Consider the following 22,851-nt stretch of genomic DNA (forward strand, 5'->3'; position numbering starts at 1 on the left):
ACAGCTATGTTTTTGGAAGCGCCGAGGCTGGCCTGCCCGGAGGGACTCGAACCCCCGACCTATTGCTTAGAAGGCAATTGCTCTATCCAGTTGAGCTACGGGCAGAAGAATAGTGCACACAAGAAGGTGCGCATCATACTGCTTGCCTGTATCCGTGAAATTCTTTGAGTGCTCCTATGTCGGGGCGTGTTGGGGGCATGGCTGGGCATTTTGGCGGTGTGAAAAATCACCAGCCGAAGCCGCAGCCCATCTATCAATACAGCGATTGGCCTTACTTGAACTCGGTCACCATGTTGTAGTCAGTGCAAGCGTTTGAATACACCCTCCCCGACAAACCCACCAGCCGCCTGCAGCGCTACCGGCTCACCCCCGCAGGAAAAAAACGGCTCATGCAGCCCCCCACCGCATGAGCACGCTTGGCCTGTGCCGCCCGCCGCCCGCCGCCCGGCACGCGGGCACTGCTGGCCTGCTTGTTGGCCCTGGCCCTGCTGCTGGCGGGCTGCGCGCACAGCCCATCGGCCACACCCAACCCGCCGGGGGCGCTGGCCTACTACTGGAGCAGCCTGCGCGGGCACTGGGCGCTGTTGCAGGCCGCGCGCCCAGTCTCTGACTGGCTGGCCGATCCGGCCACGCCCGCAGCGCTGCGCACCCGCCTGGCGCTGGCACAGCATATGCGCGACTTCGCCAGCGCCCGGCTGCACCTGCCCGACAACGCCAGCTACCGCAGCTATGCCGAACTGCCGCGCCGCGCTGCCGTGTGGAACGTGGTGGCGGCGCCGCCCCACGCCCTCACGCTGCACCAGTGGTGCTTCCCCATCACCGGCTGCATTGGCTACCGGGGCTATTTCAACGAGGCCGATGCACAGGCCGAGGCTGCCCACCTCGCCGCCCAAGGCCTGGAGGTGGCGGTGTACGGCGTGCCCGCCTATTCCACCCTGGGCTACCTGAACTGGCTGGGGGGTGACCCGCTGCTGTCCACCTTCGTCCACGGCAGCGAGGGCGACCTGGTGCGCCTGCTGCTGCACGAACTGGCCCACCAGGTGCTGTATGCCCAGGGGGATACCGCCTTCAATGAATCCTTCGCCACCACCGTCGAACGCCTGGGCACCGCGCTGTGGTTGCAAGAACACGCCAGCGCCGCCACCCACGCGCAAGACCAGCTGCAGCAAACGCAGCGCCAGCAGTGGCGCGCCCTGACCCAGGGCACACGCGCGCGGCTGGCAGAAATTTATGCACAAAAAACGGCTGCAACGCCCAACCAGCAAGCGCAAGCAGCTATGAAAAAAGAAGCGATGGAGGACTTTCGCCGCGCTTACGCCGTGTTGCGTGCGCAGTGGCAGGCGGCCCACCCCAGCCAAGACCTGCGCGGCTACGACCAGTGGGTGGCCCAGGCCAACAACGCCCGCTTTGCCACCCAAGCGGCCTACGACACCTGGGTACCCGCGCTAGAGGCCCTGTTCCAGCAACACGGCGGCGACTGGCGCCAGTTCTACGCCGCCGCACGCCAGCTGGCGGCCCTGCCCGCAAAGCAACGGAGGCAAGCGCTGTGTACGCTGCACCCCCAGCCGGGGGTGGAGTTGGGGTGTGGGGCTGTGCAGGGCTAGAGGCCGATTGGAGCCACAAAGCAAAACCGCTTCAATGCAAAGCTGCCAGCGCCGCTTCGGGCGCTTTGTCTAGCACCTTGAGCAACGCCTTGGCTGCGCCCGTTGGGCTGCGCTTGCCCTGTTCCCAATTGCGGATGGTGTCGAGCGAGACCTGAATGCGCGATGCCAACTCAGCCTGGCTCAAGCCCAGGCGCCTGCGCACCCGCCGGGCGAACTGGGCCGCATCCTGCATGGCCTCGGCCTCGTCGGCGGCTTGCTGCGTGGCAATGTCTGCCTCGGTGGTGGCATCTAGCTGCGCTGCATTCAGGCGACCTTGGGCCAGCGATGCTGGCACGCGGGGGTCAAGGGTGGTGCGTACTGTCTTGGTGGCCATAGTGGTTGATCTCTCGTTGGTTGGCTTTGCGCGCAGAGATGATGCGCATGGCATCCTGGCGGGGCGTATAGACCACGGCAAAAAGACGTGGCCCTATCTTGCCCAGCAACTGGTAACGGTCTTCGCCATAAAGGCGCCGGGTATCGGAGCGCACCAGGCGATCGGGATCAAAAAAAGCTTGCGCCGCATAAGCAAAATCAAAGCCCCGCGCAAGAAAACACGCTTCGCTTTTGGCTTCATCCCACTCGAATTGCATGGGTCAAGTGTAGTTCAATGGGCCACTTTTGACGCGGGGTTGATGCACAGGCCGGGCAGATAGCGCGCCACACCTCCACCCTGCAACGGCCAGAGTCACAGCTAGAGTCGCGGCTAGAGTCGCGGCTAGAGTCAAAACTGGCGGCCCTGCCCACAAAGCAACGGCGGCAAGCGCTGTGCGCCCTGCACCCCCAGCCTGGGGTGGAGTTGGGGTGTGGGGCTGTGCAGTGATGCTTACACATCATGATGTTTTAGAATCAAAACACTATCTGATTGCCACAAGAGAGAGCTGCCATGCGCACCACCATTGACTTGGAATACGACACCTTGATCGCAGCCAAAGAAATCGCCCGCGCTGAAAACACCAGCCTGGGCAAAGTCATCTCGCGTCTGGTGCGCCAGGCCCTGACAGGCACTACGGGCACTACGGGCACTACGGGCACTACGGGCACCACAAGCGCGCCCGCCACCCACGCGCTCCCCGCCACAGCCACAGCCACAGGCTTTGTGCCCTTCGAGGCGCGCGGCGTGGTGGTCAGCAACGATTTGATCAACCGCTTGCGCGATGCCGAAGGCGTGTAGGCCATGCGTGCCCTGCTCGATGTGAACGTCTTGATCGCTCTGCTGGATGCGGCGCACATGCACCACGCCCGCGCCACCCAGTGGCTGCAACAAGAGATTGCCCACGGCTGGGCCTCTTGCCCACTGACGCAAAACGGCTGTTTGCGCATCATGGCCCAACCGGCCTACCCCCAGGCCCTGCCGCTGGCTGCAGTTGCCAGCCGCCTAGCCCAAGCCACCGCGCACCCCGCCCACACCTTTGTGCCCGATGACTACAGCCTGCTCGATGCCAAACAACTGCACTGGCAGCACCTGCTGGGTCATCGGCAAATCACCGACAGCTATCTGCTGGGCCTGGCCGTGCGCCACCAATGCCGCTTTGTCAGCTTTGATGCGCGGCTGAACCTGCAAGCCGTGCCCGGCGCCAGGGCCGAGCATCTGGTGACCCTGTAGCCGCTTCATATTTCATAGCTGCTTGCGCTTGCCACATAAGGGCTAGAGGCTTATTTGACCCATACAACGAATCCAGCACCACACAGCCTACAGGCCGGGCAGACAGCACACCGCCGCTTTGATTTTCCACACAAAACGTAGCCAATAGGCTACTATTTGCAAATGTACAGCGTCCTTGAAACCGAGTCCTTTGCGCAATGGGTGGACAGTCTGCGTGACATGCCCACACGCATCCGGCTGCGCCGCCGCGTGAATAAAGCCAAGCTTGGCAACCTAGGAGATGTCAAGCCCGTGGGCGATGGCGTCTGGGAAATGCGCGAGTTTTTTGGCCCCGGTTGGCGCATGTACTACGTCCAGCGCGGCAACGTGCTGATTGTGATGCTGGGCGGCGGCGACAAAACAAGCCAGGCAAGCGACATTGCCGCCGCTAAGCACATGGCCAAGGAGCTTGACCTATGACGACCCTCAAAACCCAGCCATTTGATATGGCCAACCACCTGCGCAATGAAGAAGAAATTGCCGAATATTTGCGCCAGGTGCTGCAAGACAACGACCCCGCGGAGCTGGCAGGCGCACTGGGCGACATTGCCCGCGCCCGTGGCATGACCCAACTGGCGCGCGATACGGGCCTGTCGCGTGAAAGTTTGTACAAAAGCCTCTCGGGCGAGCGCGCACCCAGCTCGGACACACTCTTCAAAGTCATTCACGCCATGGGGTTCAAACTCAGCCTGCAGCCTTTGACGCGGACTTGAAGCACAGGCCGGGCAGATAGCGCGCCGCTTCGTGGACGCAAAACGTTGTCACTTTTGATGGGGAAGCACATCGTGCGCGCTGCACCCCTAGCCGGAGATGGAATTGGGGTGTGGGGCGGACTGAGCGCCGCCAAGAACGACTGCTCTCCACCCACAAATTTGTGCGCGACTTAATGCTGGGCTTGCCCATAACCACAACAACACGGCGCGAAGCAAGAAAACGCAGCTACTGGCACCACCAACAGAACGCCATCAAAACCCATCGACTGGGGCGTAACCGACGATATTAAGCTGTGTATCTAACAACACAATCCACTCCGTTGTTTTACTGCTAGTCAGTGGTAAATAACGTAGCTGGGCTATATCGAAGCCTGTCTTTTTAATCGCGGTTTTCAGCACGTCTGCATCTTGTGGACGACGTTGCAATAGATCAGCGACTGGTTTTGCTCGTTCGCTCATTGCAGACTTGGCGCTATCCCAAGGCAGCCACCAACCGGGTCGACCTCCGGGAGAAATACCTGCGGCCTCCATATCAATACTCTCAAACATTTCATCGCTATTTTTTGCTCTGCGCGTATTGACTTTTATAACCCCATGCCACGGAATGGATTGGATTCCGATGCCTGATTCGTGCAATTTGTCTTTTTCTATTTCATTTGCCGTAATCACAGCTATTCGATCAATCTCAAATGCCAGCACAACTGGCCTACCCAACCATATGAAATGCAACCCATAAATTAGTGCAGCAATTTGCAAAATCCCAACCAATGAAAAATCAAGAATCGTTTCTTTTTTTGATTTTTTTGGATTAGAAATCAAAAGCGTCATCAGCGGCCCACACACCACATCAACAGCAAGAAGCACAAAAAAAATAGAGCTTATGGAGAGGACGTATTGATAGGGGGTAGGATAAAGAAAAAAATAAACAAATGCTGCAATAATTACAGCGATGACCACTGATGCCAACAAATGGAAAAAGCATCGACGAATTGCAAAGTGGAATCTACTTTCCATTGCCATTGAATATTTTTTAATCACTTACAGGCTGCAGGCAGGTATCTATTGTCGATGGTAGTACCAGCACCTGTAAACCCAGCCACAGTCGTATTGCCACACACCCATGTAACACCACCATTGCCAGTACTAAATGTCAATATTTGACCGGTTGCCTTGCCTGCCGTCATGGTTGCACTAATAACCCCTGCAGGAAAAGTCCCAGAAATACTACTGGAAACACTACTGTATTTGCCAACAATTGTGGCGTTCATTTGCCCTGCAGTTGGATTTTGATTGGAACCCACCAAGGTTGGCCATGTATTTTTATCAGAAGCCCACTCTGAAAGTGGCGTCTTCAAACCTCCCGCAAGGCTCACGGCCTCACTGACCTGGCCACGGGTGATGTAGTCTTGGTATGCAGGGAGTGCGACAGCCGCCAAAATTCCGATGATGGCCACGACAATCATCAACTCAATCAAGGTAAACCCTTGCTGCTTGATTTTTGCGAACATACATCCTCCTGGCGATAACATTTGAAGAAAAAAAAGGAGGCTTGCGCCTCCTTTTTTAGGCCTTACACATTAGGGCTTGCAAGCATTGGGCAAGTAGCGAGCATCAATGGTCGTACCAGCACCAGTCACACCATCAACGGTGGTGTTGCCACAGGCCCAAGCAGAACCACCATTACCAGTGGTATAGGTCAAAACACCACCACTTGCCTTACCCGTGTTCATGGTGACGGTGATAGTACCGGCAGGGTAAGTACCAGCAACAGTATTAGTGACAGTGCTGTACTTGCCAACCAGGGTTGCATTCAATTGACCTGCAGTAGGCGTAACCGTAGGTGCTACAAGAGCCGTAGGCCACGCATTCTTGTCAGCGCCATATTCAGCCAAAGGGCTCTTCAAGCCACCACCCAAAGCCACGGCCTCGCTAACTTGGCCACGGGTAATGTAGTCTTGGTAAGCAGGCAGCGCCACAGCAGCCAAGATACCGATGATCGCCACAACGATCATCAATTCAATCAGGGTGAAACCCTTTTGCACGGAACGGATAGTACGGTTCATAACACTTCTCCTCAAAACGATTGCAACGAAAGCCCGAGAGGAATTTCTCCTGGCTTCGGTAGGGGAATTAGCAGGTTCCATGCCAACCTATTTCTGCAAAGACTTGTTGCATCTTCGTGTGATTTCTCACACCCTAGCCGTGCAGAACGGCTTTTAGGGAGCATGGGGTGACGATTTTGTCCCTGTGCCTTGCATTGTCGAGGGTGAAGGGTTGGGGATGCGAGCAGAACTGTCGCACTGTCATCAAATTGCAAACTCTTGCCCTGCTTGTAGCCAGCGAATGTCATGGTGAACCGTGAGCGCAGCACGGTCGGCGCCCAAGCCATAGATTTCATCCATGATGCGATCAGTTTCCAGAGGTTTGGCATGCGTGATGTACACCGGACAGGGGCGCCGCGGTTTCCATTGCGCCAGTTCTTCCATCAACGTGGATGGCGCCAAGTGCTGGCTGCGCTGGGCGAGTTCTTGTTCTTGGCCACTGAAGGCGGTTTCGATGACCAGCATGGCAATATCCATGTGGTTCAGGCGTTGCCACAGAGCTGGGTTGGGGCCGGTATCGCCGCTGAAGGCCCACCATCCTTCACTGCCGCGCAGCGCGTAGCCGACGGCGGGCACTGTGTGCACGGCAGGCAGTACTTCCACGGCGATGCCAGCGGCTTCAAGTTGCTGGCCGGTGTTTATTGGCGCATAGCGAAAGAAGGGGGCATGGCTGCTGGGCAGTTGGCTGAAGTCTGGCCAAATGACGCCGTTGAAGATGTGCTGCTGCAGGGCCGAGATGGTTTCAGGTAGGGCGTGCAGGGTTAAAGGTTTGCTGCGGCGCGTGCCCACGGCGTCCAGCATCAGCGGCAGGGCCGCAATGTGATCCAGATGGCTGTGGGTCAGCAGCACGTGGTCGATAGCCAGCATTTCATCGACCGTGAGGTCACCGACTCCCGTCCCGGCATCGACGAGAATGTGCTCGTCCACCAAGAAGGCCGTGGTTCGGCAGTCGCGGGCGATGGCGCCAGAGCAGCCGAGCACGCGGACTTTCATGGCGTGTCTGTGCGCGTAGCGTCAGCGTTGCATGAACTGCATTTGCGTACCGGCCAGATCCAGTACGTCACCGCTGTGCAGTGGAATCGGATCGGTGCCGATGGGTTGCCCATTGAGGGTCGGGGGCTGTTCTCCGTCAACGTGGGTCAGCACGTAGCCATGGGGCCGTTTGGTGATCGAGGCAACAGCAACGCCAGGTTTGCCAATAGTGGTGACAATTTTGACAAGATCAACTTCGCGCCCTGATGCCGCACCAGACAGTACCTTGATATAGGCACTCATCGCGGGGGCGGAAGCCGCTGCTGGCCGAGGAACCGGGGCGGGGGGGAGTTGGCCCGGCTTGAAGATCATGGTCTTTTCGAAGTCCGGGTGTTGGGCTTCGTTCAGGAAGCGGATCTTGTACTTCCCAATGTCAATGATGTCGCCTGTGTGCAATGTGTGGTGCTTAACGGCTTGGCCATTGATGTAGGTGCCGTTGGTGCTTCCCAGATCCTCGATTTCGACATGGTCGCCGCGAAGGTGGACGACGGCGTGCTCGCCGCTGACGGCAAGGTTGTCGATGACGATATCGTTGTAAGGGCGCCGCCCCAGGGAGGTACGCTCCTTGGTCAGCGGGACTTCCTTGATGACAACCCCGTCGATCGAGACGATCAATTTGGGCATGGTCAACTCCTGGCTTTTATTTGTAGTGGGAGAAAAAATCAGACACGTGGGCTGCTCTTGTGCAATAAGCGGGAAATGAATCCCCGTTTGCGATTTTCTGCTTGCGCTTGTACCAGTACGACACTGATATTGTCGCGACCGCCAAATGTGTTGGCGGTATCAATGAGCAGGTTGGCTTTTTCTTCGAGGGAAACAGGGGTGTTGGCAAGCATGAGCAGTTCGTGGTCATCCATCATGTCGGTAAGACCATCAGAACAAAGCAAGAATAAGTCCTGCGGCAGCACCTGGAACTCATTGATCTCCATGGGTGTGCTTTCCTCAACCCCCAGTGCGCGGGTGACAAGGTTGCCGTTGCCGGATTGCGCCGCCTCCTCGGGGGTCATCAGCCCGGCATCCATCTGCTCTTGCAGCCAGGAATGATCCCGGGTGATCTGCTGCAGCTGGCCGTCGCGCAGCCGATAGCAACGTGAATCACCCATGTGACCCAGCACGAGCCGGTCTTGCACAAACACGGCTGCCACCAGCGTTGTACCCATACCCGCACACTGAGGTTGTTGCAGGGCGGTATTCAACACGGCCAAGTTGGCTTCCTGAACGCTTTCTTGTAGGGCCTTGCGCACATCGCTGGTGGTGGGGGTGGTGCCAGCGTGGGCGAACCAGCGCGCCATCGCGTGTTCCGTGATGGAGATGGCCATATTGCTAGCCACCTCGCCTGCGTTGTAGCCCCCCATGCCGTCGGCCAGCAATGCCAAGCCAATCTCGGGCGCCGTGGCAACGGCGTCCTCATTGTTCTTGCGCACGCGGCCGCAATCGGTCCGGGCAAAAAAGAGATATTCCATGCGGGAATGGGGTGTCATGCGGCCATCGTCCCACTGCCTTGGCACGCTGCATTCTGGAGGGTGTGCGCCTGTTGGGTTACCACTTGATGAAAATCCGCCATGTCATGCCCTGTTGCGTTGCGTCATGCATCATAGACGAGGGTATTTTTTGTAGAACGGATTTTTGTTGACGCAGGTTACGTGGTCCTTCCAAAAGGCAGGGAGCATGATTGTAACCAGAAGTGTGTCTCAGTTACGTTTTGCGTTGAGGCGTTGGCTGTCGGTGCGCCAGAGCTTGTGATGGATCAAAAAGAAACGCCCGCAACTTGTTCGGTTGCGGGCGCGGTGCGCGGAGGAAAGCGCGCGCTTATTTCAGCTGGGCCTTGAGCAGCTTGCCCAGTTCAGAGGGGTTGCGTGTGACCACGAAACCGCACTCTTCCATGATGGCCAGCTTGGCATCGGCCGTGTCGGCGCCGCCGGAGATCAGCGCGCCAGCGTGGCCCATGCGCTTGCCGGGAGGGGCTGTCACGCCAGCGATGAAGCCCACCACAGGCTTCTTCATGTTGGCCTTGCACCATTGAGCGGCTTCGGCTTCGTCGGGGCCGCCGATTTCGCCGATCATGATCACGGCGTCGGTGTCCGGATCGTCGTTGAACGCCTTCATCACGTCGATGTGCTTCAGGCCGTTGATCGGGTCACCACCGATACCGACGGCGCTGGACTGGCCCAGACCCACTTCGGTCAGCATGGCCACGGCTTCGTAGGTCAGCGTGCCGGAGCGGCTCACCACACCAATGCGGCCCTTGCGGTGGATGTGACCGGGCATGATGCCGATCTTGATTTCGTCGGGCGTGATCAGGCCAGGGCAGTTGGGGCCCAGCAGCAAGGTCTTCTTGCCGCCAGCAGCTTCCTTGGCCTTCATCTTGTTGCGCACTTCCAGCATGTCGCGCACTGGAATGCCTTCGGTGATGCAAATCGCCAGGTCCAGATCGGCTTCCACGGCTTCCCAGATGGCGGCAGCGGCGCCTGCGGGTGGCACGTAGATCACCGACACGGTAGCGCCGGTTTGCTGGGCGGCTTCCTTGACGGTGGAGTAGATTGGGATGTTGAAAATCGACTCACCGGCCTTCTTGGGGTTCACGCCGGCGACAAAGCAGTTCTTGCCGTTGGCGTATTCCTGGCACTTCTCGGTGTGGAACTGGCCAGTCTTGCCCGTGATGCCCTGGGTGATGACCTTGGTGTCTTTGTTGATGTAGATCGACATGTGTGTTCTCCGGGCTTCTTACTTGACTTCGGCCACGATCTTGGTGGCGGCTTCGGCCATGGTGTCGGCGGCGATGATGGGGAGACCGGATTCGGCCAGCATCTTCTTGCCCAGTTCTTCGTTGGTGCCCTTCATGCGCACGACCAGCGGCACGTTCAGGTTCACGGCCTTGCAGGCCGTGATCACGCCGGTGGCGATGGTGTCGCACTTCATGATGCCGCCGAAGATGTTGACCAGAATGCCCTTGACCTTGGGGTTCTTGAGCATGATCTTGAAGGCTTCGGTGACCTTCTCGGGGGTAGCGCCACCGCCCACGTCCAGGAAGTTGGCAGGCTCGCCGCCGAACAGCTTGATGGTGTCCATGGTGGCCATGGCCAGGCCAGCGCCGTTCACCAGGCAGCCGATGTTGCCGTCCAGGCTGATGTAAGCCAGGTCGAACTTGGAGGCCTCGACTTCCGCCGGATCTTCTTCGTCCAGGTCGCGCAGGGCCACGATCTCGGGGTGGCGGAACAGGGCGTTGGAGTCGAAGTTGAACTTGGCATCCAGGGCGATGATGTTGCCCTTGCTGTCGCAGTTCAGCGGGTTGATTTCCACCAGCGATGCGTCGGTGTCCATGTAGCACTTGTAGAGCTTCTGGAACACGTCGGCCGCCTGGTCAGCGGCGCCGCCGGTCAGGCCCACAGCCTGGGCGATCTTCAGGGCTTGTTCCTTGCCCAGACCAGCCAGCGGATCGACCAGTTCAGTGACGATCTTCTCGGGCGTGCTGTGCGCCACTTCTTCAATGTCCATGCCGCCTTCGCTGGACGCGATCACGGCCACCTTCTGGCTGGCGCGGTCGGTCACGAGGGACACGTAGTATTCCTTCTGGATGTCGGCGCCATCTTCGATGTAGAGGCGGCGAACCTTCTGGCCTTCGGGGCCGGTTTGGTGCGTGACCAGCTGCATGCCCAGGATTTGCTCGGCCAGCTTCTTGACGTCGTCAATGCTCTTGGCCACCTTCACGCCGCCGCCCTTGCCGCGGCCACCTGCATGGATCTGCGCTTTCACGACCCAGACCGGGCCGCCGAGTTTCTGGGCCGCTTCCACAGCCTCTTGCACCGTGAATGCAGGAATGCCGCGCGGAACGGGCACACCAAAATTGCGCAAGATTTCCTTGCCTTGGTATTCGTGAATCTTCATGAGGGTCTCTCTCAGGGAAGGGTGGTACTAACCCGTTTGCCATGATTGGTATGTCTGGCCGCGGGCTCGGGACATGGCAATCAACGAATGTATCATGTTGCGACGCACCATACCTGTTGCGGAACTTACAGACCCCGGCGCAATCGAGGGTCTCTTATTTCTTGGACCAGGAGCCCCCCATGTTCAAAGTTTTCATCGACGGCGAAGCCGGAACCACGGGCCTGCAAATCCGTGAACGCCTGAAGGACATGGCGCAGGTGGAGCTGGTCAGTATCGACCCAGCGCTGCGCAAAGACGCGCAGGCCAAGCAGGCGTTGATGGGCACGGTGGATGTGGTGATTCTGTGCCTGCACGACGACGCAGCGCGCGAGTCCGTCGCGTTGATCGACGGCCTGCCGGGCCGCAAGCCCCGCATCATCGATGCCTCGACGGCGCACCGCACAGCGCCCGGTTGGGTGTATGGCTTTCCGGAGTTGCAGGTGGGCCAGGCGCAGGCCGTGGCGGCGGCAGCGCGTGTGGCCAACCCGGGCTGCTACGCCACGGGTGCTATTGCCTTGGTGCGCCCGCTGATCGATGCCGGTTTGCTGGCGGCCGATACGCCCCTGTCGCTGCCTTCGGTCAGCGGCTATTCCGGCGGCGGACGCCCCATGATCGAGGCCTACGAGGCCGGCCGGGCACCCTTGTTTGAAACCTACGCCCTGGGCCTGCAGCACAAACACATTCCGGAAATCATGCACTGCACGGGGCTGACGGCGCGTCCGCTGTTCATCCCCTCGGTGGGTAACTTCCGCCAGGGCATGTTGGTGAACCTGCCCTTGCACCTTGACCAGTTGCCCGGCCGCCCGCAGGCCGCCGATCTGCACGCCGCCTATGTGGCGCACTACGCCAAGAGCAATACGCCGGCCCAGTTCGTCAAGGTGTTGCCGCCGACCGAAGACGGCAAGCTCGATGCCACGGCACTGGAGAACACCAACCTGCTGGAGATTCGCGTTTTCGCCAGCGACGCGCATCGCCAGGCCGTGGCCATTGCGCGGCTGGACAACCTGGGCAAGGGTGCCAGCGGCGCTGCCGTGCAGAACCTGCAGTTGATGCTGGGCTTGTAAGCAGGCCCGAGCCCCGCCTCCAGGGCTGCCCGGAGTTGACGTCGGTTATTTGCCCACTGTCATAGTATGGTCAAATTGTCCCAAGTCAGATCGACTGGGATCTGTTCGTCATTACAGGTGTATTCATGTTTCTTGACAGTGTTCTGAAGAATTTTTTTGGCATTGGCGCTGCGCCCAAAAAAGAGCTGGCCGACGAAGTGGTGCGTGCGGCGGTGAACGTGGACTTTGAAATGGCCATCGCCGCCCATGAAAACTGGAAGCTACGGCTCCAGGCTTTCCTTGAAGGTCGCTCCACCGAGCACTTCGTGGCCGAGGAAATCTGTTTCGACGACCGCTGCGACCTCGGCAAGTGGATACACACGGCAGGGCGGGCCAAGCTCGGCGCCTTCCCCGGCTTCACTGCCTTGCAGGGGCACCACAAGATGTTTCACTACGCCGCATCGAACGTGGTGGCGCTGGCCCAGGCGGGCAAGACCGACGAGGCCCGCAAGATGCTGGACGTGCAGTTCGCCCAGCATTCGAACGAGGTCATGCGCGACCTGAAAATGCTGAACGTGCTGGCGAGCGAAGGCAAACTCGATACACGTCACTGACCATCGCCGTCCGGCGCGCCGCGCAGCACGCGGCGCACGGTGTCGCCGCTGAAGCCCCGCGCGGCCAGAAAGCGCATCTGCCGCGCACGCTCCTGCGGCGTCGCCGCAGGCGTGCCAAAGCGCTGGCGCCACACGGCGCGCGCGCGTTCCTCTTCCGTTTCGCGCAGTTGCGCGGCCTGGGCGCGCACCAGGTCTTCGCTCAGCCCCTTGCCGCGCAGTTCCTGCACCAGGCGCTGGGTGCCAAGCCGGGCCGCGCGCCGGTGCACGAGCGACTCGGCCACGCGCGCTTCGTCGATGAAGCCCTTGGCCTGCAGGTCGTGCAGCACCGCTTCAAGGTCGTCGTCTTCCTCCACGTGGCGCGCGAGCTTGCTGGCCAGTTCGGCACGCGAATGCTCGCGCTGCGCCAGCAGGCGCAGCGCACGGCCCTTGAGGGAGAGCTTCTGGAATGCCATGCTATTGCTTTACTAGCTGCTGGCGCTTGATGGGAGCGCCTTGCGGGCACTTTTCCTTGAAGCTCCCGCCCCGGCTCAGGCGCCTTCCACCTCGGCTGCCGCCGCAGCAGCGGGCGGCAGTTGGGCAATGCCCAGTTGCTCGCGCACGCGGTTTTCGATTTCCCGCGCCAGGTCGGGGTTCTCGCGCAGGAATTCGCGCGCGTTGTCGCGGCCCTGGCCGATCTTTTCGCCGTTGTAGGCGTACCAGGCGCCGCTTTTTTCGATGATGCGCGCGTTCACACCCATGTCGATGATCTCGCCTTCGCGCGAGATGCCCTCGCCGAACAGGATGTCGAACTCGGCCGTCTTGAACGGAGGGCTCACCTTGTTCTTCACCACCTTCACCTTGGTCTCGTTGCCGATGGCGTCCTCGCCCTTCTTGATGGTGCCGGTGCGGCGGATGTCCAGGCGCACCGAGGCGTAGAACTTCAGCGCGTTGCCGCCCGTGGTGGTCTCGGGGCTGCCGAACATCACGCCGATCTTCATGCGGATCTGGTTGATGAAAATGACCGTGCAGTTGGTCTTCTTGATGGTGGCGGTGAGCTTGCGCAGCGCCTGGCTCATCAGGCGGGCCTGCAGGCCTGGCAGCTGGTCGCCCATGTCGCCTTCGATTTCAGCCTTGGGGGTCAGCGCGGCCACCGAGTCCACCACGATCAGGTCCACTGCGCCCGAGCGCACCAGGCTGTCCACGATTTCCAGGGCTTGCTCGCCGGTGTCGGGCTGGCTGATGAGCAGGTCAGGTAGGTTAACGCCGAGCTTGCTGGCGTACTGCACGTCCAGGGCGTGCTCGGCATCGACGAAGGCGCACTGGCCGCCGAGCTTTTGCATCTCGGCGATGACTTGCAGCGTCAGCGTGGTCTTGCCCGAGCTTTCTGGGCCGTAAATCTCGATCACCCGGCCACGCGGCAGGCCGCCCACGCCCAGTGCGATGTCCAGGCCCAGCGAGCCGGTGGAGACGACCTGGATGTCCTCGATCGCCTCGCCTTCGCCCAGCCGCATGATGGTGCCCTTGCCGAACTGCTTCTCGATCTGGGCCAGTGCGGCCTGCAGGGCTTTGGCTTTCTCGCTCTGGTCGGCGGCAGTGGCGGCGGTCTTGACGGGTGCGTCCATGGTATTGCTCCTCTTGGTGGCCATTAGTGCTTTCAGTAAGGGACTGTTTCGAAAAACAGTCTGTATGCTTGAACAGTAGTTTAGGAGCTTCTTATCTTATCGCAAATAGTTTTTTGGTCAGTTTGCCTGACAATGTGCGGGCACGATGAATCCTCCCATGGACACGACGAATCTCTCCCCCGATTGGCGCCAGGCGCACCTGGGGCGCCTGCTTGGCCATGCCATGCGCCGCTTCGACGCGCGCGTGCTCGAACTCATGGCGGCTGATACACAGGTGCCGCTGGCCTTGTCGAACCTGGCCGCGCGCGACCAGGTGGGTGCCGCGCATGTGCACATCACGCGCCACCTGTCGCTGCGCGGCGACCGGCTGACCGACCTGGCGCAGCGCGCGGGCATGGCCAAGCAGTCCATGGCGGCGCTGGTGGACCAGTGCGCAGCCTGGGGGCTGGTGGCACGCGAGAGCGACCCGCGCGATGCACGGGCGCGCATCGTGCGCTTCACGCCGCTGGGGCTCGATTGGCTGCAGGCCTTTCGCCGCGCCGTGGCGCAGGCCGAGGCCGAGTTCCGCGCCGAGGTCGGGCCCGAGGTTGCCACCGTGGTGGCGCTGGGGCTGGAGGCTTATGCCGGCGGCTATGCCTAGGAACAGGCGCTAAGCTTGACCAGCGCCGTGCCATAGGCGCGGCCCTCTAGAATCTTCACGGCGGGGGCGCGCAACGTTTCGTTGCCTTTTCACGCCCGCCTACCAGGAGATATACCCCATGCGCATTCTCATTGCCGAAGACGACCAGGTGCTCGCCGACGGCCTGCTGCGCACGCTGCGCGCCTCGGGCGCCGTGGTGGACCACGTGGCCAGCGGCACCGAAGCCGACACGGCCCTGATGACGACCAACGAGTTCGACCTGCTGATCCTCGACCTGGGCCTGCCCAAAATGCACGGACTGGAAGTGCTGAAAAAACTGCGCAGCCGGGGCTCGGCCCTGCCCGTGCTCATCCTCACCGCGGCCGACAGCGTGGAGGAGCGCGTCAAGGGCCTGGACTTCGGCGCTGACGACTACATGGCCAAGCCGTTCAGCCTGCAGGAGCTGGAGGCGCGCGTGCGCGCCCTCACGCGCCGCGGCATGGGGGCCACCAGCGCCACCATCAAGCACGGCCCGCTGGTGTACGACCAGGCCGGGCGCGTGGCCACCATTGACGGCAAGATGGTCGAGCTCTCGGCGCGGGAGCTGGGTTTGCTCGAAGTGCTGCTACAGCGCGCCGGCCGCCTGGTGAGCAAGGACCAGCTCGTCGAGCGTCTGTGCGAGTGGGGCGAAGAGGTGAGCAACAACGCCATCGAGGTCTACATCCACCGCCTGCGCAAGAAGATCGAGCGCGGGCCCATCCGCATCGCCACGGTGCGCGGGCTGGGCTACTGCCTGGAAAAGATCCCGCACTGACCGCGCGCATTGCTGCTATTGAATGAATAGCTGTCAGCGCTTTCCACATAAGCGCTAGAGGCCAAAAACCTTGAAAATCTTCCAGCGCGAGCAGCGCTCCCTGTTTGGCGAAATCCTCGACTGGATGCTCACGCCGCTGCTGCTGCTGTGGCCGGTGAGCCTGGCGCTCACCTGGCTGGTGGCGCAGGGCCTGGCCAACAAGCCGTTCGACCGTGCGCTGGAGTACAACGCGCACGCGCTGGCCCAGCTCGTCACGGTGCAGCGCGGGCGGGTGTTGTTCAATTTGCCGCAGTCGGCCAGCGAAATCCTGCGTGCCGACGAGTCCGACACCGTGTACTACCAGGTGCTGGCCCCGGCGGGGCGCTTTCTCTCGGGCGAGCGCGACCTGCCCCAGCCGCCTGAGGACGAGGTGCCGCAGACCGGCGAGGTGCGCTTGCGCGATGCCGAGCTGCGCGGCGTAGACCTGCGCGTGGCCTACATCTGGGTGCGCCTGCCCCTGCCGGGCGAGCCGCTGGCGCTGGTGCAGGTGGCCGAAACGCGCGAAAAGCGCAGCATGCTGGCCACCGAGATCATCAAGGGCGTAATGCTGCCGCAGTTCGTCATCCTGCCGCTGGCGGTGCTGCTGGTGTGGCTGGCGCTGGCGCGCGGCATCCAGCCGTTGAACCAGTTGGAGGAACGCATCCGTGCGCGCAACCCCGACGACCTTTCGCCGCTCGACCACAAGGCCGTGCCCTTGGAGGTGGCGCCGCTGGTGGATTCGGTGAACGACCTGCTGCGCCGCCTGGGCGACTCCATGGCCACGCAAAAGCGCTTCCTGGCCGATGCCGCACACCAGCTCAAGACCCCGCTGGCCGGCCTGCGCATGCAGGCCGACCTGGCGCAGCGCGAAGGCACCAGCACCGCGGAGCTGAAGCAGTCACTGCAGCAGATCGGCCGCGCCAGCATGCGCGCCACGCACACCGTGAACCAGCTGCTGGCGCTGGCGCGCGCCGAGGGCGGCGCCATGGTGCTGGCGCACCAGCCGTGCGACCTGGCGCGCCTGGTGATCGAGGTGGTGCGGGACTCGGTGCCGCGCGCGCTCGACAAGCGCATTGACCTGGGCTACGACGGCGTCGAGCCCGGCGCCGAAGGCGTGTGGGTGGACGGCAACCCCACGTTGCTCAAGGAACTGGCGCGCAACCTGCTGGACAACGCCATCAACTACACCCCGTCGAGCGACGCGCGCCCCGGCGTCATCACCGCGCGGGTGCTGGCGGATCGCTTCAGCCACGTGGTGCTGCTGCAGGTCGAGGACTCGGGCCCCGGCGTACCCGAAAGCGAGCGCGAGCTGGTTTTTCAGCCCTTTTACCGCGCCCTCGGTACGGATGCTGATGGCTCCGGGCTGGGCCTGCCCATCGTGCAGGAGATCGCGCGCCAGCACGGGGCCGAGGTGCTGATCGAGGACGTGCACCCGGGCCACAACCCGCCGGGCGCGCGCTTCACGGTGCGCTTCCCCGAGCGACGCGCGGCCGCTGAGTAATGCGTTTGCGTGGCCACCGGGAGTACAGGGCTGGCGCCAGGGTCTGAGCCCAATCCGGGTTTAACGTAATCCAGAGAAGCGCAAGTCGCTATCAAAAAAAGAGCAATTGTGCGGGACTAATCAATTGCAGGCGGCCAGCGGCTTGCCCGCCAGTGCACCCTGCAGCGCATCGAGCTGCGTGCGCAGCTGCGCGTCCACGGCGGGCAGGCGCAGGGTGTAGGCCTTGGCCTCGGCGCGCTCCACTACCACGCGCGCGGTGCGCACGCCCTGGCGTGCCAAGTCCCGCAGGGCCACCTGCGCCCGCTCCTCGCTGGAAAAGCGGCCCAGCGACAGCCCCGGCTCCAGCGCCGCGCCGGGCCGGTCGTAGGCAATGCCCAGGGCGCGCAGTTCGGTGCGTTTCTTGTCCACGGCTTCTGCATCGGCGAAACGGCCCATGTAGACCATCCAGCGCCCGGGCACCACCACGGCGTCCAGCGTCCAGCTTCCCGATGGCAGGGTAGCGGCAGCTTGGCGCAGCGCGGCGGCCTGGCGTTCGTCGAAGCTGCCGGCCTGCAGGCATTGCGTGGACGAGGGAGTGGGCGGTGTGGCGGGGGCCGACGCAGCCGCCTCGGCAGGCTCCGGTTCGTCCGCTTCGGCGGGCTGCGGGCTCTGGGCAGACAGCAGCTTCAGCGCGTCGGGGTTCAATTGCCGCTCCAGGCGCTCGGGCTCGGACTGCGTGGCGGGCGCCAGGCCCCAGGTGCGCAGCAGGCCCTGGCTCCAGGCGTAATAGCCCGCATTGGCCAGCAGCAGGATCAGCACGGCAAGACGCAGCATGGGGCTCTTTCAGCAGGCAGTGGGGATGGGGCGTACGCTCACTTCGGCGCTGGTGATGGCTTCCCGCCCCGCCGCTGTGTGCACGATGAGTGCGCCGTCTGCCGCCACGCCCTCGCACAGGCCATGGCGGCCGTCGCTCAGCGTCACTTCGCGCCCGCGCAGCAGGTCGCGCGCGGCGTAGCGCGGCTGCAGCGGCGCAAAGCCCGTGTGCGCGAAGTCGAGCACGGTCTGCACCAATGGCACGGCGATGCGCGCCAGCGCGGCCGGGGCGTCCAGCGCCGGGTCCAGCTCCTGCAGCCAGGCGGGTGGCGTGGCCAGCCCGTCGTTGGCGCGCGGGCGGATGTTCATCCCCGCACCAATGACGCAGTAGCGCTGGCCCGCCGCGCCGCCCGTGCCCACGCTGCTTGCCGTCTCGATCAGGATGCCGCAGAGCTTGCGCGTGCCGTCCAGCCACAGGTCGTTGGGCCACTTGATGGCCACGCGCGGGTGCAGGCTTTCGGCCAGCGACAAGCCCACGGCCAGCGACAGGCCGGACCAGTCGCGCGGCGCCAGGGGCAGGCCGAGCGAGAAGGTCAGCGCGTCGCCCGTGCCGCTGTGCCAGGGCTTGCCCAGGCGGCCGCGCCCGGCGTTCTGGCGTTCGGCCACCAGCAGCACCGGGTCGCACTGCCCGGCGCGGGCGCGGCGTGTCAGCTCGCTGTTGGTGGAGTCGATCTCAGGCAGCACCTCCACGCTGAAGCCCGGCAGCAGCGGGTGCAGCGCTTCCCAGAGGGCCTCGGCGGGCCAGTGCAGGGGGGCGGTGTTCATGCGCGCTCCCGCGGGCCGGGCGGGTTCCAGCCGCGCTTGGGGGCCAGCAGCGTGCCCCGGCATTGCGCGCTGCCGCACCAGCAGGGGTACTCGGCCTTGAGCTTCTTGGTGTAGCGCTCCTCGATGATCAGGCCGTAGTCGTAGTTCAGCTCCTCGCCCGCGGCGATGTTGCGCAGCGCGGTGATGAAGATGCGCCCGTCCTGCTCGTCGGCATAGCAGTTCGGGTCGCAGCTGTGGTTGATCCAGCGCGCCGAATTGCCGCCGTAGTTGGCGTCGATCACGCGGTCTTCGTCGACGTGGAAGTAGAACGTGTGGTTGGGCTGGCTGGGGTCGTGCGGGTGGCGGTCCTGCGCCTCCTGCCAGCTGATGACCTCGCCGGTGTACTCGATGATGACTTCGCCCTCGGCGATGTCTTGCAGCGCGAACACGCCCTTGCCATGGACGCCCGAGCGCCGGGTTTGGATGCGTCGGCCGGGGGAAGAAGGGGGAGCGCTGCGGGGCATGCGAAAACTCTGCTACTTTGTATAGGCACACACATGCGCGTGCGCGTGCACGCGTGAAGCGACGCATTGTAGAAGCGCCCTGGCGGGCGAAATGAAACACCCCATGAGCAAGACACTGGTCATCGCAGAAAAACCCTCGGTCGCGCAAGACATCGTGCGCGCCCTCACGCCCGTGGAGGGCAAGTTCGACAAGCACGAAGACCACTTCGAGAGCGCGCACTACGTCGTCACCAGCGCCGTCGGCCACCTGGTGGAAATCCAGGCGCCCGAGGAATTCGACGTCAAGCGCGGCAAGTGGAGCTTTGCCCACCTGCCGGTGATTCCGCCGCGCTTTGACCTCAAGCCCGTGGACAAGACCAAGAGCCGACTGGCCGCCGTGGTCAAGCAGGCCAAGCGCAAGGACGTCACCGCCCTGGTGAACGCCTGCGACGCGGGGCGTGAGGGGGAGCTGATCTTCCGCCTGATCGAGCAATACGCAGGCGGCGCCAAGGGCGGCTTGGGCAAGCCCATCTCGCGCCTGTGGCTGCAGAGCATGACGCCCCAGGCCATCCGCGACGGCTTTGACAACCTGCGCAGCGACCAGCAGATGCAGGGGCTGGCCGCCGCCGCGCGCAGCCGCAGCGAGGCCGACTGGCTGGTGGGCATCAATGGCACGCGCGCCATGACGGCCTTCAACTCGCGCGACGGCGGCTTTTTCCTCACCACCGTGGGCCGGGTGCAGACGCCCACGCTGTCGCTGGTGGTGGAGCGCGAGGAAAAAATCCGCAAATTCATCAGCCGCGATTACTGGGAAATCCACGCCGGTTTCGCCGCCCAGGCGGGCGAGTACCTGGGCAAGTGGTTTGACCCGCAGTGGAAGAAAAGCGACGACCCCGAGGCCCGCGCGGACCGCCTGTGGAATGCCCAGGACGCCCAGGCCATTGCCGACGCCGTGCGCGGCAAGCCGGCCGTGGTCACTGAAGAGGCCAAGCCCACCACCCAGGCCAGCCCGCTGCTGTTCGACCTGACCAGCCTGCAGCGCGAGGCCAACGGTAAGTTCGGCTTTTCCGCCAAGACCACGCTGGCACTGGCGCAAAGCCTGTACGAGCGCCACAAGGCCCTGACCTACCCGCGTACCGACTCGCGCGCCCTGCCCGAGGACTACCTGCCCGTGGCGCGCCAGACCTTCGAGATGCTCGCGGGCTCGGCCATGGGCCACCTGGCGCCGTTCGCGCGCCAGGCGCTGCAGGACAATTACGTGCGCCCCACCAAGCGGGTGTTCGATAACAGCAAGGTGAGCGACCACTTCGCCATCATCCCCACCACGCAGGCGCCCACGGGCCTGTCCGAGGCCGAGCAAAAGCTCTACGACCTGGTGGTGCGCCGCTTCATGGCGGTGTTCTTCCCCAGTGCCGAATACCAGGTGACCACGCGCATCAGCAAAGTGGCGCAGCACAGCTTCAAAACTGAAGGCAAGGTGCTGGTCAAGCCCGGCTGGCTTGCCATTTACGGCAAGGAAGCGGCCAACGAAGTCGAGGGCGGCAAGGACGGCGACAAGGGCCAGCCCCTGGTGGCCGTGCAGCCCGGCGAGCAGCCGCTGGCGGCGCATGTGGACCCCAAGGGCCTGAAAACCAAGCCGCCCGCGCGCTACAGCGAAGCCACGCTGCTGGGTGCCATGGAAAGCGCCGGCAAGCAGGTGGAAGACGAGGAGCTGCGCAGCGCCATGCAGGAAAAAGGCCTGGGCACCCCGGCCACGCGCGCGGCCATCATCGAAGGTCTGTTGACCGAAAAGTACATGCTGCGCGAAGGGCGCGAGCTCATCCCCACGGCCAAGGCATTCCAGCTCATGACGCTGCTGCGCGGCCTGCAGGTGGAGGAGCTGTGCCGCGCCGAGCTCACCGGCGAGTGGGAATACAAGCTGGCGCAGATGGAAAAGGGTCAACTCAGCCGCGAGGCCTTCATGCAGCAGATCGCCGCCATGACCGAGCGCATGGTGAAGAAGGCCAAGGAGTACGACCGCGACACCATTCCCGGCGACTACGCGACGCTCTCCACGCCCTGCCCGAACTGCGGCGGCGTGGTCAAGGAAAACTACCGCCGCTACGCCTGCACGGGTGCGGGCGGCCAGGGCGAGGGCTGCGGCTTCTCGTTCGGCAAATCGCCCGCCGGCCGCACCTTCGAGACCGCCGAGGCCAACCAGCTGCTGCGCGATCGCCGCATTGGCCCGCTGGAGGGCTTTCGCTCCAAGGCCGGTTGGCCGTTCACGGCCGAAGTCGCCATCGTGCGCGACGAGGAGGCAGGCAACTACAAGCTCGAGTTCGACTTCGGTGACGACAAGGCGCAAGAGTCCGGCGAGCTGGTGGACTTTGGCGCCCAGGAAAGCCTCGGCCCTTGCCCCATGTGCGGCGCGCCGGTGTACGAGCATGGCGCCAACTACGTGTGCGCCCACGCCGTGCCCACGGCGCAGCAGCCCACACCGTCCTGCACGTTCAAGAGCGGCCAGATCATCCTGCAGCAGCCTATCGAGCGTGCCCAGATGACCCGGCTGCTGCAGGAGGGCAAGACCGGCCTGCTGGAGAAATTCATCTCCAACCGCACGCGCCGTGCCTTCAAGGCCTTCCTGGTGTGGGACAAGGAGGCGGGCAAGGTCAACTTCGAGTTTGAGCAGCGCGACAGCAAGTACCCCCCGCGCAAGACGGTGGCGGCGAAGACCGGCGCTGCGGCCAAGAAGGCCGCCAAGCCTGCAGCCAAAGCTGCGGCCAAGGCCCCGCGCAAGGCCAGCACCGCCAGCGGCAAGCAGCCCAGCGCCGCGCTCGCCGCCGTCATTGGCAGCGAACCCGTGGCGCGCCCCGAGGCCGTGAAGAAGCTGTGGGACTACATCAAGGCCCACAACCTGCAGGACCCGAAGGACAAGCGCACCATTCGCGCCGACGACAAGCTGCGCGCCGTGTTCGGCAAGGACAGCGCCGGCATGTTTGAGCTGACCGGCCTGCTGGGCGCCCACCTGGGGTGAGGTGATGGGCAGGCATGGCCGCCACCGCCGCCCTGCAGGTCCATCCGCCTGTCCGCCCGGTTGATTTCCCCCGCACCATGCGCAGCCGCAAAGAAAAAGCCCTCTGGTTCCTCCTCGCCCTGGTGGCCGCTGCTGCGGCCGTGCTGGCGTGGTGGACGGCCGACCAGTGGCGCCCCCAGGTCTCGCCCTGGGCCGAGCAGGCGCTGCGCCGCCTCACCCGCCCCGGCCCTGACACCTTGCCTGCGGCGGCCCCGCGCCCGGGCGGGCCCACCCAAGGCACGGCCGCCTCGCCGCCACCGGCGCCGCCGCGCAAATGCGTGGATGCGCAAGGCCGCACCACGTACACCGACCAGCCGTGCCCTGGTGGTGCGCGCGAGCACGGTGTGGAGGGGGCGGTCACGGTGCTTCCTGCGCAGTGAACTGCTATTTAATCGATAGCTGCTAGCGCTTACCCAGAAAGCGCTGAAGGCCTT

28 protein-coding genes and 1 tRNA gene are annotated in these 22,851 nt (G+C 63.1%); 13 read left to right on the forward strand and 16 right to left on the reverse strand.

Features of this window, described 5'->3' with window-relative positions:
- Window positions 1–28: 28 nt before the first annotated feature.
- A tRNA-Arg gene (locus BN2503_RS03035) sits at window positions 29–105 on the reverse strand.
- A 197-nt stretch (window positions 106–302) separates the two neighbouring features.
- Between BN2503_RS03035 and BN2503_RS21320 the strand changes: the two genes are divergently transcribed.
- Window positions 303–410: a Fic family protein gene (locus BN2503_RS21320; protein ID WP_353611891.1), complete on the forward strand. Its 108-nt coding sequence runs from the start codon at window positions 303–305 to the stop codon at window positions 408–410.
- A gap of 6 nt (window positions 411–416) precedes the next feature.
- Complete coding sequence (locus BN2503_RS03040; protein WP_411914283.1) at window positions 417–1,604, forward strand: aminopeptidase; 1,188 nt, start codon at window positions 417–419, stop codon at window positions 1,602–1,604.
- A gap of 31 nt (window positions 1,605–1,635) precedes the next feature.
- Here the strand turns inward: BN2503_RS03040 and BN2503_RS03045 are convergent, their stop codons facing one another.
- A complete protein-coding gene (locus BN2503_RS03045; RefSeq protein ID WP_054255168.1) occupies window positions 1,636–1,977 on the reverse strand; it encodes a helix-turn-helix domain-containing protein in 342 nt (113 codons plus the stop codon).
- Complete coding sequence (locus BN2503_RS03050; protein ID WP_054255169.1) at window positions 1,946–2,233, reverse strand: BrnT family toxin; 288 nt, start codon at window positions 2,231–2,233, stop codon at window positions 1,946–1,948. Before BN2503_RS03050 ends, BN2503_RS03045 begins: the two co-directional genes overlap by 32 nt.
- Before the next feature lie 293 nt (window positions 2,234–2,526).
- Here BN2503_RS03050 and BN2503_RS03055 point away from each other — a divergent pair, with 293 nt between their 5' ends.
- The 4 genes from BN2503_RS03055 to BN2503_RS03070 all read left to right on the forward strand — a co-directional run bounded on the left by BN2503_RS03055 (window position 2,527) and on the right by BN2503_RS03070 (window position 3,998).
- A complete protein-coding gene (locus tag BN2503_RS03055; RefSeq protein ID WP_054255170.1) occupies window positions 2,527–2,814 on the forward strand; it encodes a hypothetical protein in 288 nt (95 codons plus the stop codon).
- A gap of 3 nt (window positions 2,815–2,817) precedes the next feature.
- The gene (locus BN2503_RS03060) at window positions 2,818–3,246 is read left to right on the forward strand and encodes a TA system VapC family ribonuclease toxin (protein ID WP_054255171.1); all 429 of its coding nucleotides are present in this window, start codon (window positions 2,818–2,820) and stop codon (window positions 3,244–3,246) included.
- Between the two features lie 162 nt (window positions 3,247–3,408).
- A complete protein-coding gene (locus BN2503_RS03065; protein WP_054255172.1) occupies window positions 3,409–3,705 on the forward strand; it encodes a type II toxin-antitoxin system RelE/ParE family toxin in 297 nt (98 codons plus the stop codon).
- On the forward strand, window positions 3,702–3,998 hold the full coding sequence (locus tag BN2503_RS03070) for an addiction module antidote protein (protein WP_054255173.1): 297 nt from the start codon (window positions 3,702–3,704) through the stop codon (window positions 3,996–3,998). The genes BN2503_RS03065 and BN2503_RS03070 overlap by 4 nt, the downstream gene beginning before the upstream one ends.
- Window positions 3,999–4,250: 252 nt before the next feature.
- On the opposite strand, the gene BN2503_RS19910 is transcribed toward BN2503_RS03070, so the two are convergent.
- The 8 genes from BN2503_RS19910 to sucC form a co-directional block, all read right to left on the reverse strand.
- Entirely contained in the window at window positions 4,251–5,036 is a 786-nt protein-coding gene (locus BN2503_RS19910; RefSeq protein ID WP_139235312.1) for a fimb protein, read from the reverse strand.
- Complete coding sequence (locus BN2503_RS19235; protein ID WP_074930043.1) at window positions 5,033–5,506, reverse strand: pilin; 474 nt, start codon at window positions 5,504–5,506, stop codon at window positions 5,033–5,035. The genes BN2503_RS19910 and BN2503_RS19235 overlap by 4 nt, the downstream gene beginning before the upstream one ends.
- A gap of 69 nt (window positions 5,507–5,575) precedes the next feature.
- A complete protein-coding gene (locus BN2503_RS19240; protein WP_175537903.1) occupies window positions 5,576–6,061 on the reverse strand; it encodes a pilin in 486 nt (161 codons plus the stop codon).
- A 243-nt stretch (window positions 6,062–6,304) separates the two neighbouring features.
- Window positions 6,305–7,093, reverse strand: a complete 789-nt coding sequence (locus tag BN2503_RS03075; protein ID WP_054255174.1) for a 3',5'-cyclic-nucleotide phosphodiesterase — start codon at window positions 7,091–7,093, stop codon at window positions 6,305–6,307.
- Window positions 7,094–7,114: 21 nt separating this feature from the next.
- Window positions 7,115–7,756: an FHA domain-containing protein gene (locus BN2503_RS03080; RefSeq protein WP_054255175.1), complete on the reverse strand. Its 642-nt coding sequence runs from the start codon at window positions 7,754–7,756 to the stop codon at window positions 7,115–7,117.
- A 38-nt stretch (window positions 7,757–7,794) separates the two neighbouring features.
- Entirely contained in the window at window positions 7,795–8,613 is an 819-nt protein-coding gene (locus BN2503_RS03085) for a Stp1/IreP family PP2C-type Ser/Thr phosphatase (protein WP_054255176.1), read from the reverse strand.
- A gap of 328 nt (window positions 8,614–8,941) precedes the next feature.
- Window positions 8,942–9,838, reverse strand: a complete 897-nt coding sequence (gene sucD / locus BN2503_RS03090; RefSeq protein ID WP_054255177.1) for a succinate--CoA ligase subunit alpha — start codon at window positions 9,836–9,838, stop codon at window positions 8,942–8,944.
- An 18-nt stretch (window positions 9,839–9,856) separates the two neighbouring features.
- Window positions 9,857–11,017 carry an ADP-forming succinate--CoA ligase subunit beta gene (sucC, locus tag BN2503_RS03095; protein WP_054255178.1) on the reverse strand — a complete coding sequence of 387 codons (1,161 nt, stop codon included), beginning with the start codon at window positions 11,015–11,017 and terminating at the stop codon, window positions 9,857–9,859.
- Between the two features lie 179 nt (window positions 11,018–11,196).
- Here sucC and argC point away from each other — a divergent pair, with 179 nt between their 5' ends.
- Both argC and BN2503_RS03105 read left to right on the forward strand, forming a co-directional pair.
- On the forward strand, window positions 11,197–12,120 hold the full coding sequence (gene argC, locus BN2503_RS03100; RefSeq protein ID WP_054255179.1) for an N-acetyl-gamma-glutamyl-phosphate reductase: 924 nt from the start codon (window positions 11,197–11,199) through the stop codon (window positions 12,118–12,120).
- 125 nt (window positions 12,121–12,245) lie between these two features.
- A complete protein-coding gene (locus BN2503_RS03105; protein ID WP_054255180.1) occupies window positions 12,246–12,713 on the forward strand; it encodes a CZB domain-containing protein in 468 nt (155 codons plus the stop codon).
- Here BN2503_RS03105 and recX read toward each other — a convergent pair.
- Window positions 12,707–13,165, reverse strand: coding sequence for a recombination regulator RecX (gene recX / locus BN2503_RS03110; protein ID WP_054255181.1), 459 nt, complete (start codon window positions 13,163–13,165; stop codon window positions 12,707–12,709). The two genes, BN2503_RS03105 and recX, sit on opposite strands and share 7 nt — an antisense overlap.
- A gap of 75 nt (window positions 13,166–13,240) precedes the next feature.
- Window positions 13,241–14,314, reverse strand: a complete 1,074-nt coding sequence (gene recA, locus BN2503_RS03115) for a recombinase RecA (protein ID WP_054255275.1) — start codon at window positions 14,312–14,314, stop codon at window positions 13,241–13,243.
- Between the two features lie 157 nt (window positions 14,315–14,471).
- Between recA and BN2503_RS03120 the strand changes: the two genes are divergently transcribed.
- From BN2503_RS03120 to BN2503_RS03130, 3 genes are all read left to right on the forward strand, one after another.
- Entirely contained in the window at window positions 14,472–14,954 is a 483-nt protein-coding gene (locus BN2503_RS03120) for a MarR family winged helix-turn-helix transcriptional regulator (protein WP_139235311.1), read from the forward strand.
- Between the two features lie 118 nt (window positions 14,955–15,072).
- On the forward strand, window positions 15,073–15,747 hold the full coding sequence (locus BN2503_RS03125) for a response regulator (RefSeq protein WP_054255183.1): 675 nt from the start codon (window positions 15,073–15,075) through the stop codon (window positions 15,745–15,747).
- A gap of 70 nt (window positions 15,748–15,817) precedes the next feature.
- Window positions 15,818–17,266, forward strand: coding sequence for a sensor histidine kinase (locus BN2503_RS03130; protein WP_054255184.1), 1,449 nt, complete (start codon window positions 15,818–15,820; stop codon window positions 17,264–17,266).
- 120 nt (window positions 17,267–17,386) lie between these two features.
- On the opposite strand, the gene BN2503_RS03135 is transcribed toward BN2503_RS03130, so the two are convergent.
- The 3 genes from BN2503_RS03135 to BN2503_RS03145 are packed head-to-tail and all read right to left on the reverse strand — an operon-like array spanning window position 17,387 to window position 19,386.
- Window positions 17,387–18,079: an SPOR domain-containing protein gene (locus BN2503_RS03135; RefSeq protein ID WP_054255185.1), complete on the reverse strand. Its 693-nt coding sequence runs from the start codon at window positions 18,077–18,079 to the stop codon at window positions 17,387–17,389.
- A 9-nt stretch (window positions 18,080–18,088) separates the two neighbouring features.
- Window positions 18,089–18,883, reverse strand: a complete 795-nt coding sequence (locus BN2503_RS03140; RefSeq protein ID WP_054255186.1) for a biotin--[acetyl-CoA-carboxylase] ligase — start codon at window positions 18,881–18,883, stop codon at window positions 18,089–18,091.
- Window positions 18,880–19,386 carry an SET domain-containing protein gene (locus BN2503_RS03145; RefSeq protein WP_054255187.1) on the reverse strand — a complete coding sequence of 169 codons (507 nt, stop codon included), beginning with the start codon at window positions 19,384–19,386 and terminating at the stop codon, window positions 18,880–18,882. Before BN2503_RS03145 ends, BN2503_RS03140 begins: the two co-directional genes overlap by 4 nt.
- Before the next feature lie 103 nt (window positions 19,387–19,489).
- On the opposite strand from BN2503_RS03145, the gene BN2503_RS03150 reads away from it, so the two are divergent.
- Window positions 19,490–22,378 (forward strand): DNA topoisomerase III, encoded by a 2,889-nt coding sequence (locus BN2503_RS03150; RefSeq protein WP_054255188.1) that lies wholly within the window; start codon window positions 19,490–19,492, stop codon window positions 22,376–22,378.
- 77 nt (window positions 22,379–22,455) lie between these two features.
- The gene (locus BN2503_RS03155) at window positions 22,456–22,797 is read left to right on the forward strand and encodes a DUF4124 domain-containing protein (RefSeq protein ID WP_054255276.1); all 342 of its coding nucleotides are present in this window, start codon (window positions 22,456–22,458) and stop codon (window positions 22,795–22,797) included.
- Window positions 22,798–22,851: the final 54 nt, after the last annotated feature.

The sequence above is a fragment of the Paenacidovorax caeni genome, from assembly GCF_001298675.1.
Taxonomy (GTDB): Bacteria; Pseudomonadota; Gammaproteobacteria; order Burkholderiales; family Burkholderiaceae_C; genus Paenacidovorax; species Paenacidovorax caeni.

What these genes read in the sequence shown, in the direction of transcription:
- BN2503_RS19240 (WP_175537903.1), bottom strand. Translation starts at nt 6,061, where the DNA reads ATGAACCGTACTATCCGTTCCGTGCAAAAGGGTTTCACCCTGATTGAA.
- recA (WP_054255275.1), bottom strand. Translation starts at nt 14,314, where the DNA reads ATGGACGCACCCGTCAAGACCGCCGCCACTGCCGCCGACCAGAGCGAG.
- BN2503_RS03155 (WP_054255276.1), top strand. Translation starts at nt 22,456, where the DNA reads ATGCGCAGCCGCAAAGAAAAAGCCCTCTGGTTCCTCCTCGCCCTGGTG.
- BN2503_RS03065 (WP_054255172.1), top strand. Translation starts at nt 3,409, where the DNA reads ATGTACAGCGTCCTTGAAACCGAGTCCTTTGCGCAATGGGTGGACAGT.
- BN2503_RS03135 (WP_054255185.1), bottom strand. Translation starts at nt 18,079, where the DNA reads ATGCTGCGTCTTGCCGTGCTGATCCTGCTGCTGGCCAATGCGGGCTAT.
- BN2503_RS19235 (WP_074930043.1), bottom strand. Translation starts at nt 5,506, where the DNA reads ATGTTCGCAAAAATCAAGCAGCAAGGGTTTACCTTGATTGAGTTGATG.
- BN2503_RS03125 (WP_054255183.1), top strand. Translation starts at nt 15,073, where the DNA reads ATGCGCATTCTCATTGCCGAAGACGACCAGGTGCTCGCCGACGGCCTG.
- BN2503_RS03085 (WP_054255176.1), bottom strand. Translation starts at nt 8,613, where the DNA reads ATGACACCCCATTCCCGCATGGAATATCTCTTTTTTGCCCGGACCGAT.
- BN2503_RS03055 (WP_054255170.1), top strand. Translation starts at nt 2,527, where the DNA reads ATGCGCACCACCATTGACTTGGAATACGACACCTTGATCGCAGCCAAA.
- BN2503_RS03080 (WP_054255175.1), bottom strand. Translation starts at nt 7,756, where the DNA reads ATGCCCAAATTGATCGTCTCGATCGACGGGGTTGTCATCAAGGAAGTC.
- recX (WP_054255181.1), bottom strand. Translation starts at nt 13,165, where the DNA reads ATGGCATTCCAGAAGCTCTCCCTCAAGGGCCGTGCGCTGCGCCTGCTG.
- sucC (WP_054255178.1), bottom strand. Translation starts at nt 11,017, where the DNA reads ATGAAGATTCACGAATACCAAGGCAAGGAAATCTTGCGCAATTTTGGT.
- BN2503_RS03075 (WP_054255174.1), bottom strand. Translation starts at nt 7,093, where the DNA reads ATGAAAGTCCGCGTGCTCGGCTGCTCTGGCGCCATCGCCCGCGACTGC.
- BN2503_RS03060 (WP_054255171.1), top strand. Translation starts at nt 2,818, where the DNA reads ATGCGTGCCCTGCTCGATGTGAACGTCTTGATCGCTCTGCTGGATGCG.
- BN2503_RS03045 (WP_054255168.1), bottom strand. Translation starts at nt 1,977, where the DNA reads ATGGCCACCAAGACAGTACGCACCACCCTTGACCCCCGCGTGCCAGCA.
- sucD (WP_054255177.1), bottom strand. Translation starts at nt 9,838, where the DNA reads ATGTCGATCTACATCAACAAAGACACCAAGGTCATCACCCAGGGCATC.
- BN2503_RS03140 (WP_054255186.1), bottom strand. Translation starts at nt 18,883, where the DNA reads ATGAACACCGCCCCCCTGCACTGGCCCGCCGAGGCCCTCTGGGAAGCG.
- BN2503_RS03150 (WP_054255188.1), top strand. Translation starts at nt 19,490, where the DNA reads ATGAGCAAGACACTGGTCATCGCAGAAAAACCCTCGGTCGCGCAAGAC.
- BN2503_RS03070 (WP_054255173.1), top strand. Translation starts at nt 3,702, where the DNA reads ATGACGACCCTCAAAACCCAGCCATTTGATATGGCCAACCACCTGCGC.
- BN2503_RS03105 (WP_054255180.1), top strand. Translation starts at nt 12,246, where the DNA reads ATGTTTCTTGACAGTGTTCTGAAGAATTTTTTTGGCATTGGCGCTGCG.
- argC (WP_054255179.1), top strand. Translation starts at nt 11,197, where the DNA reads ATGTTCAAAGTTTTCATCGACGGCGAAGCCGGAACCACGGGCCTGCAA.
- BN2503_RS03120 (WP_139235311.1), top strand. Translation starts at nt 14,472, where the DNA reads ATGGACACGACGAATCTCTCCCCCGATTGGCGCCAGGCGCACCTGGGG.
- BN2503_RS03050 (WP_054255169.1), bottom strand. Translation starts at nt 2,233, where the DNA reads ATGCAATTCGAGTGGGATGAAGCCAAAAGCGAAGCGTGTTTTCTTGCG.
- BN2503_RS03145 (WP_054255187.1), bottom strand. Translation starts at nt 19,386, where the DNA reads ATGCCCCGCAGCGCTCCCCCTTCTTCCCCCGGCCGACGCATCCAAACC.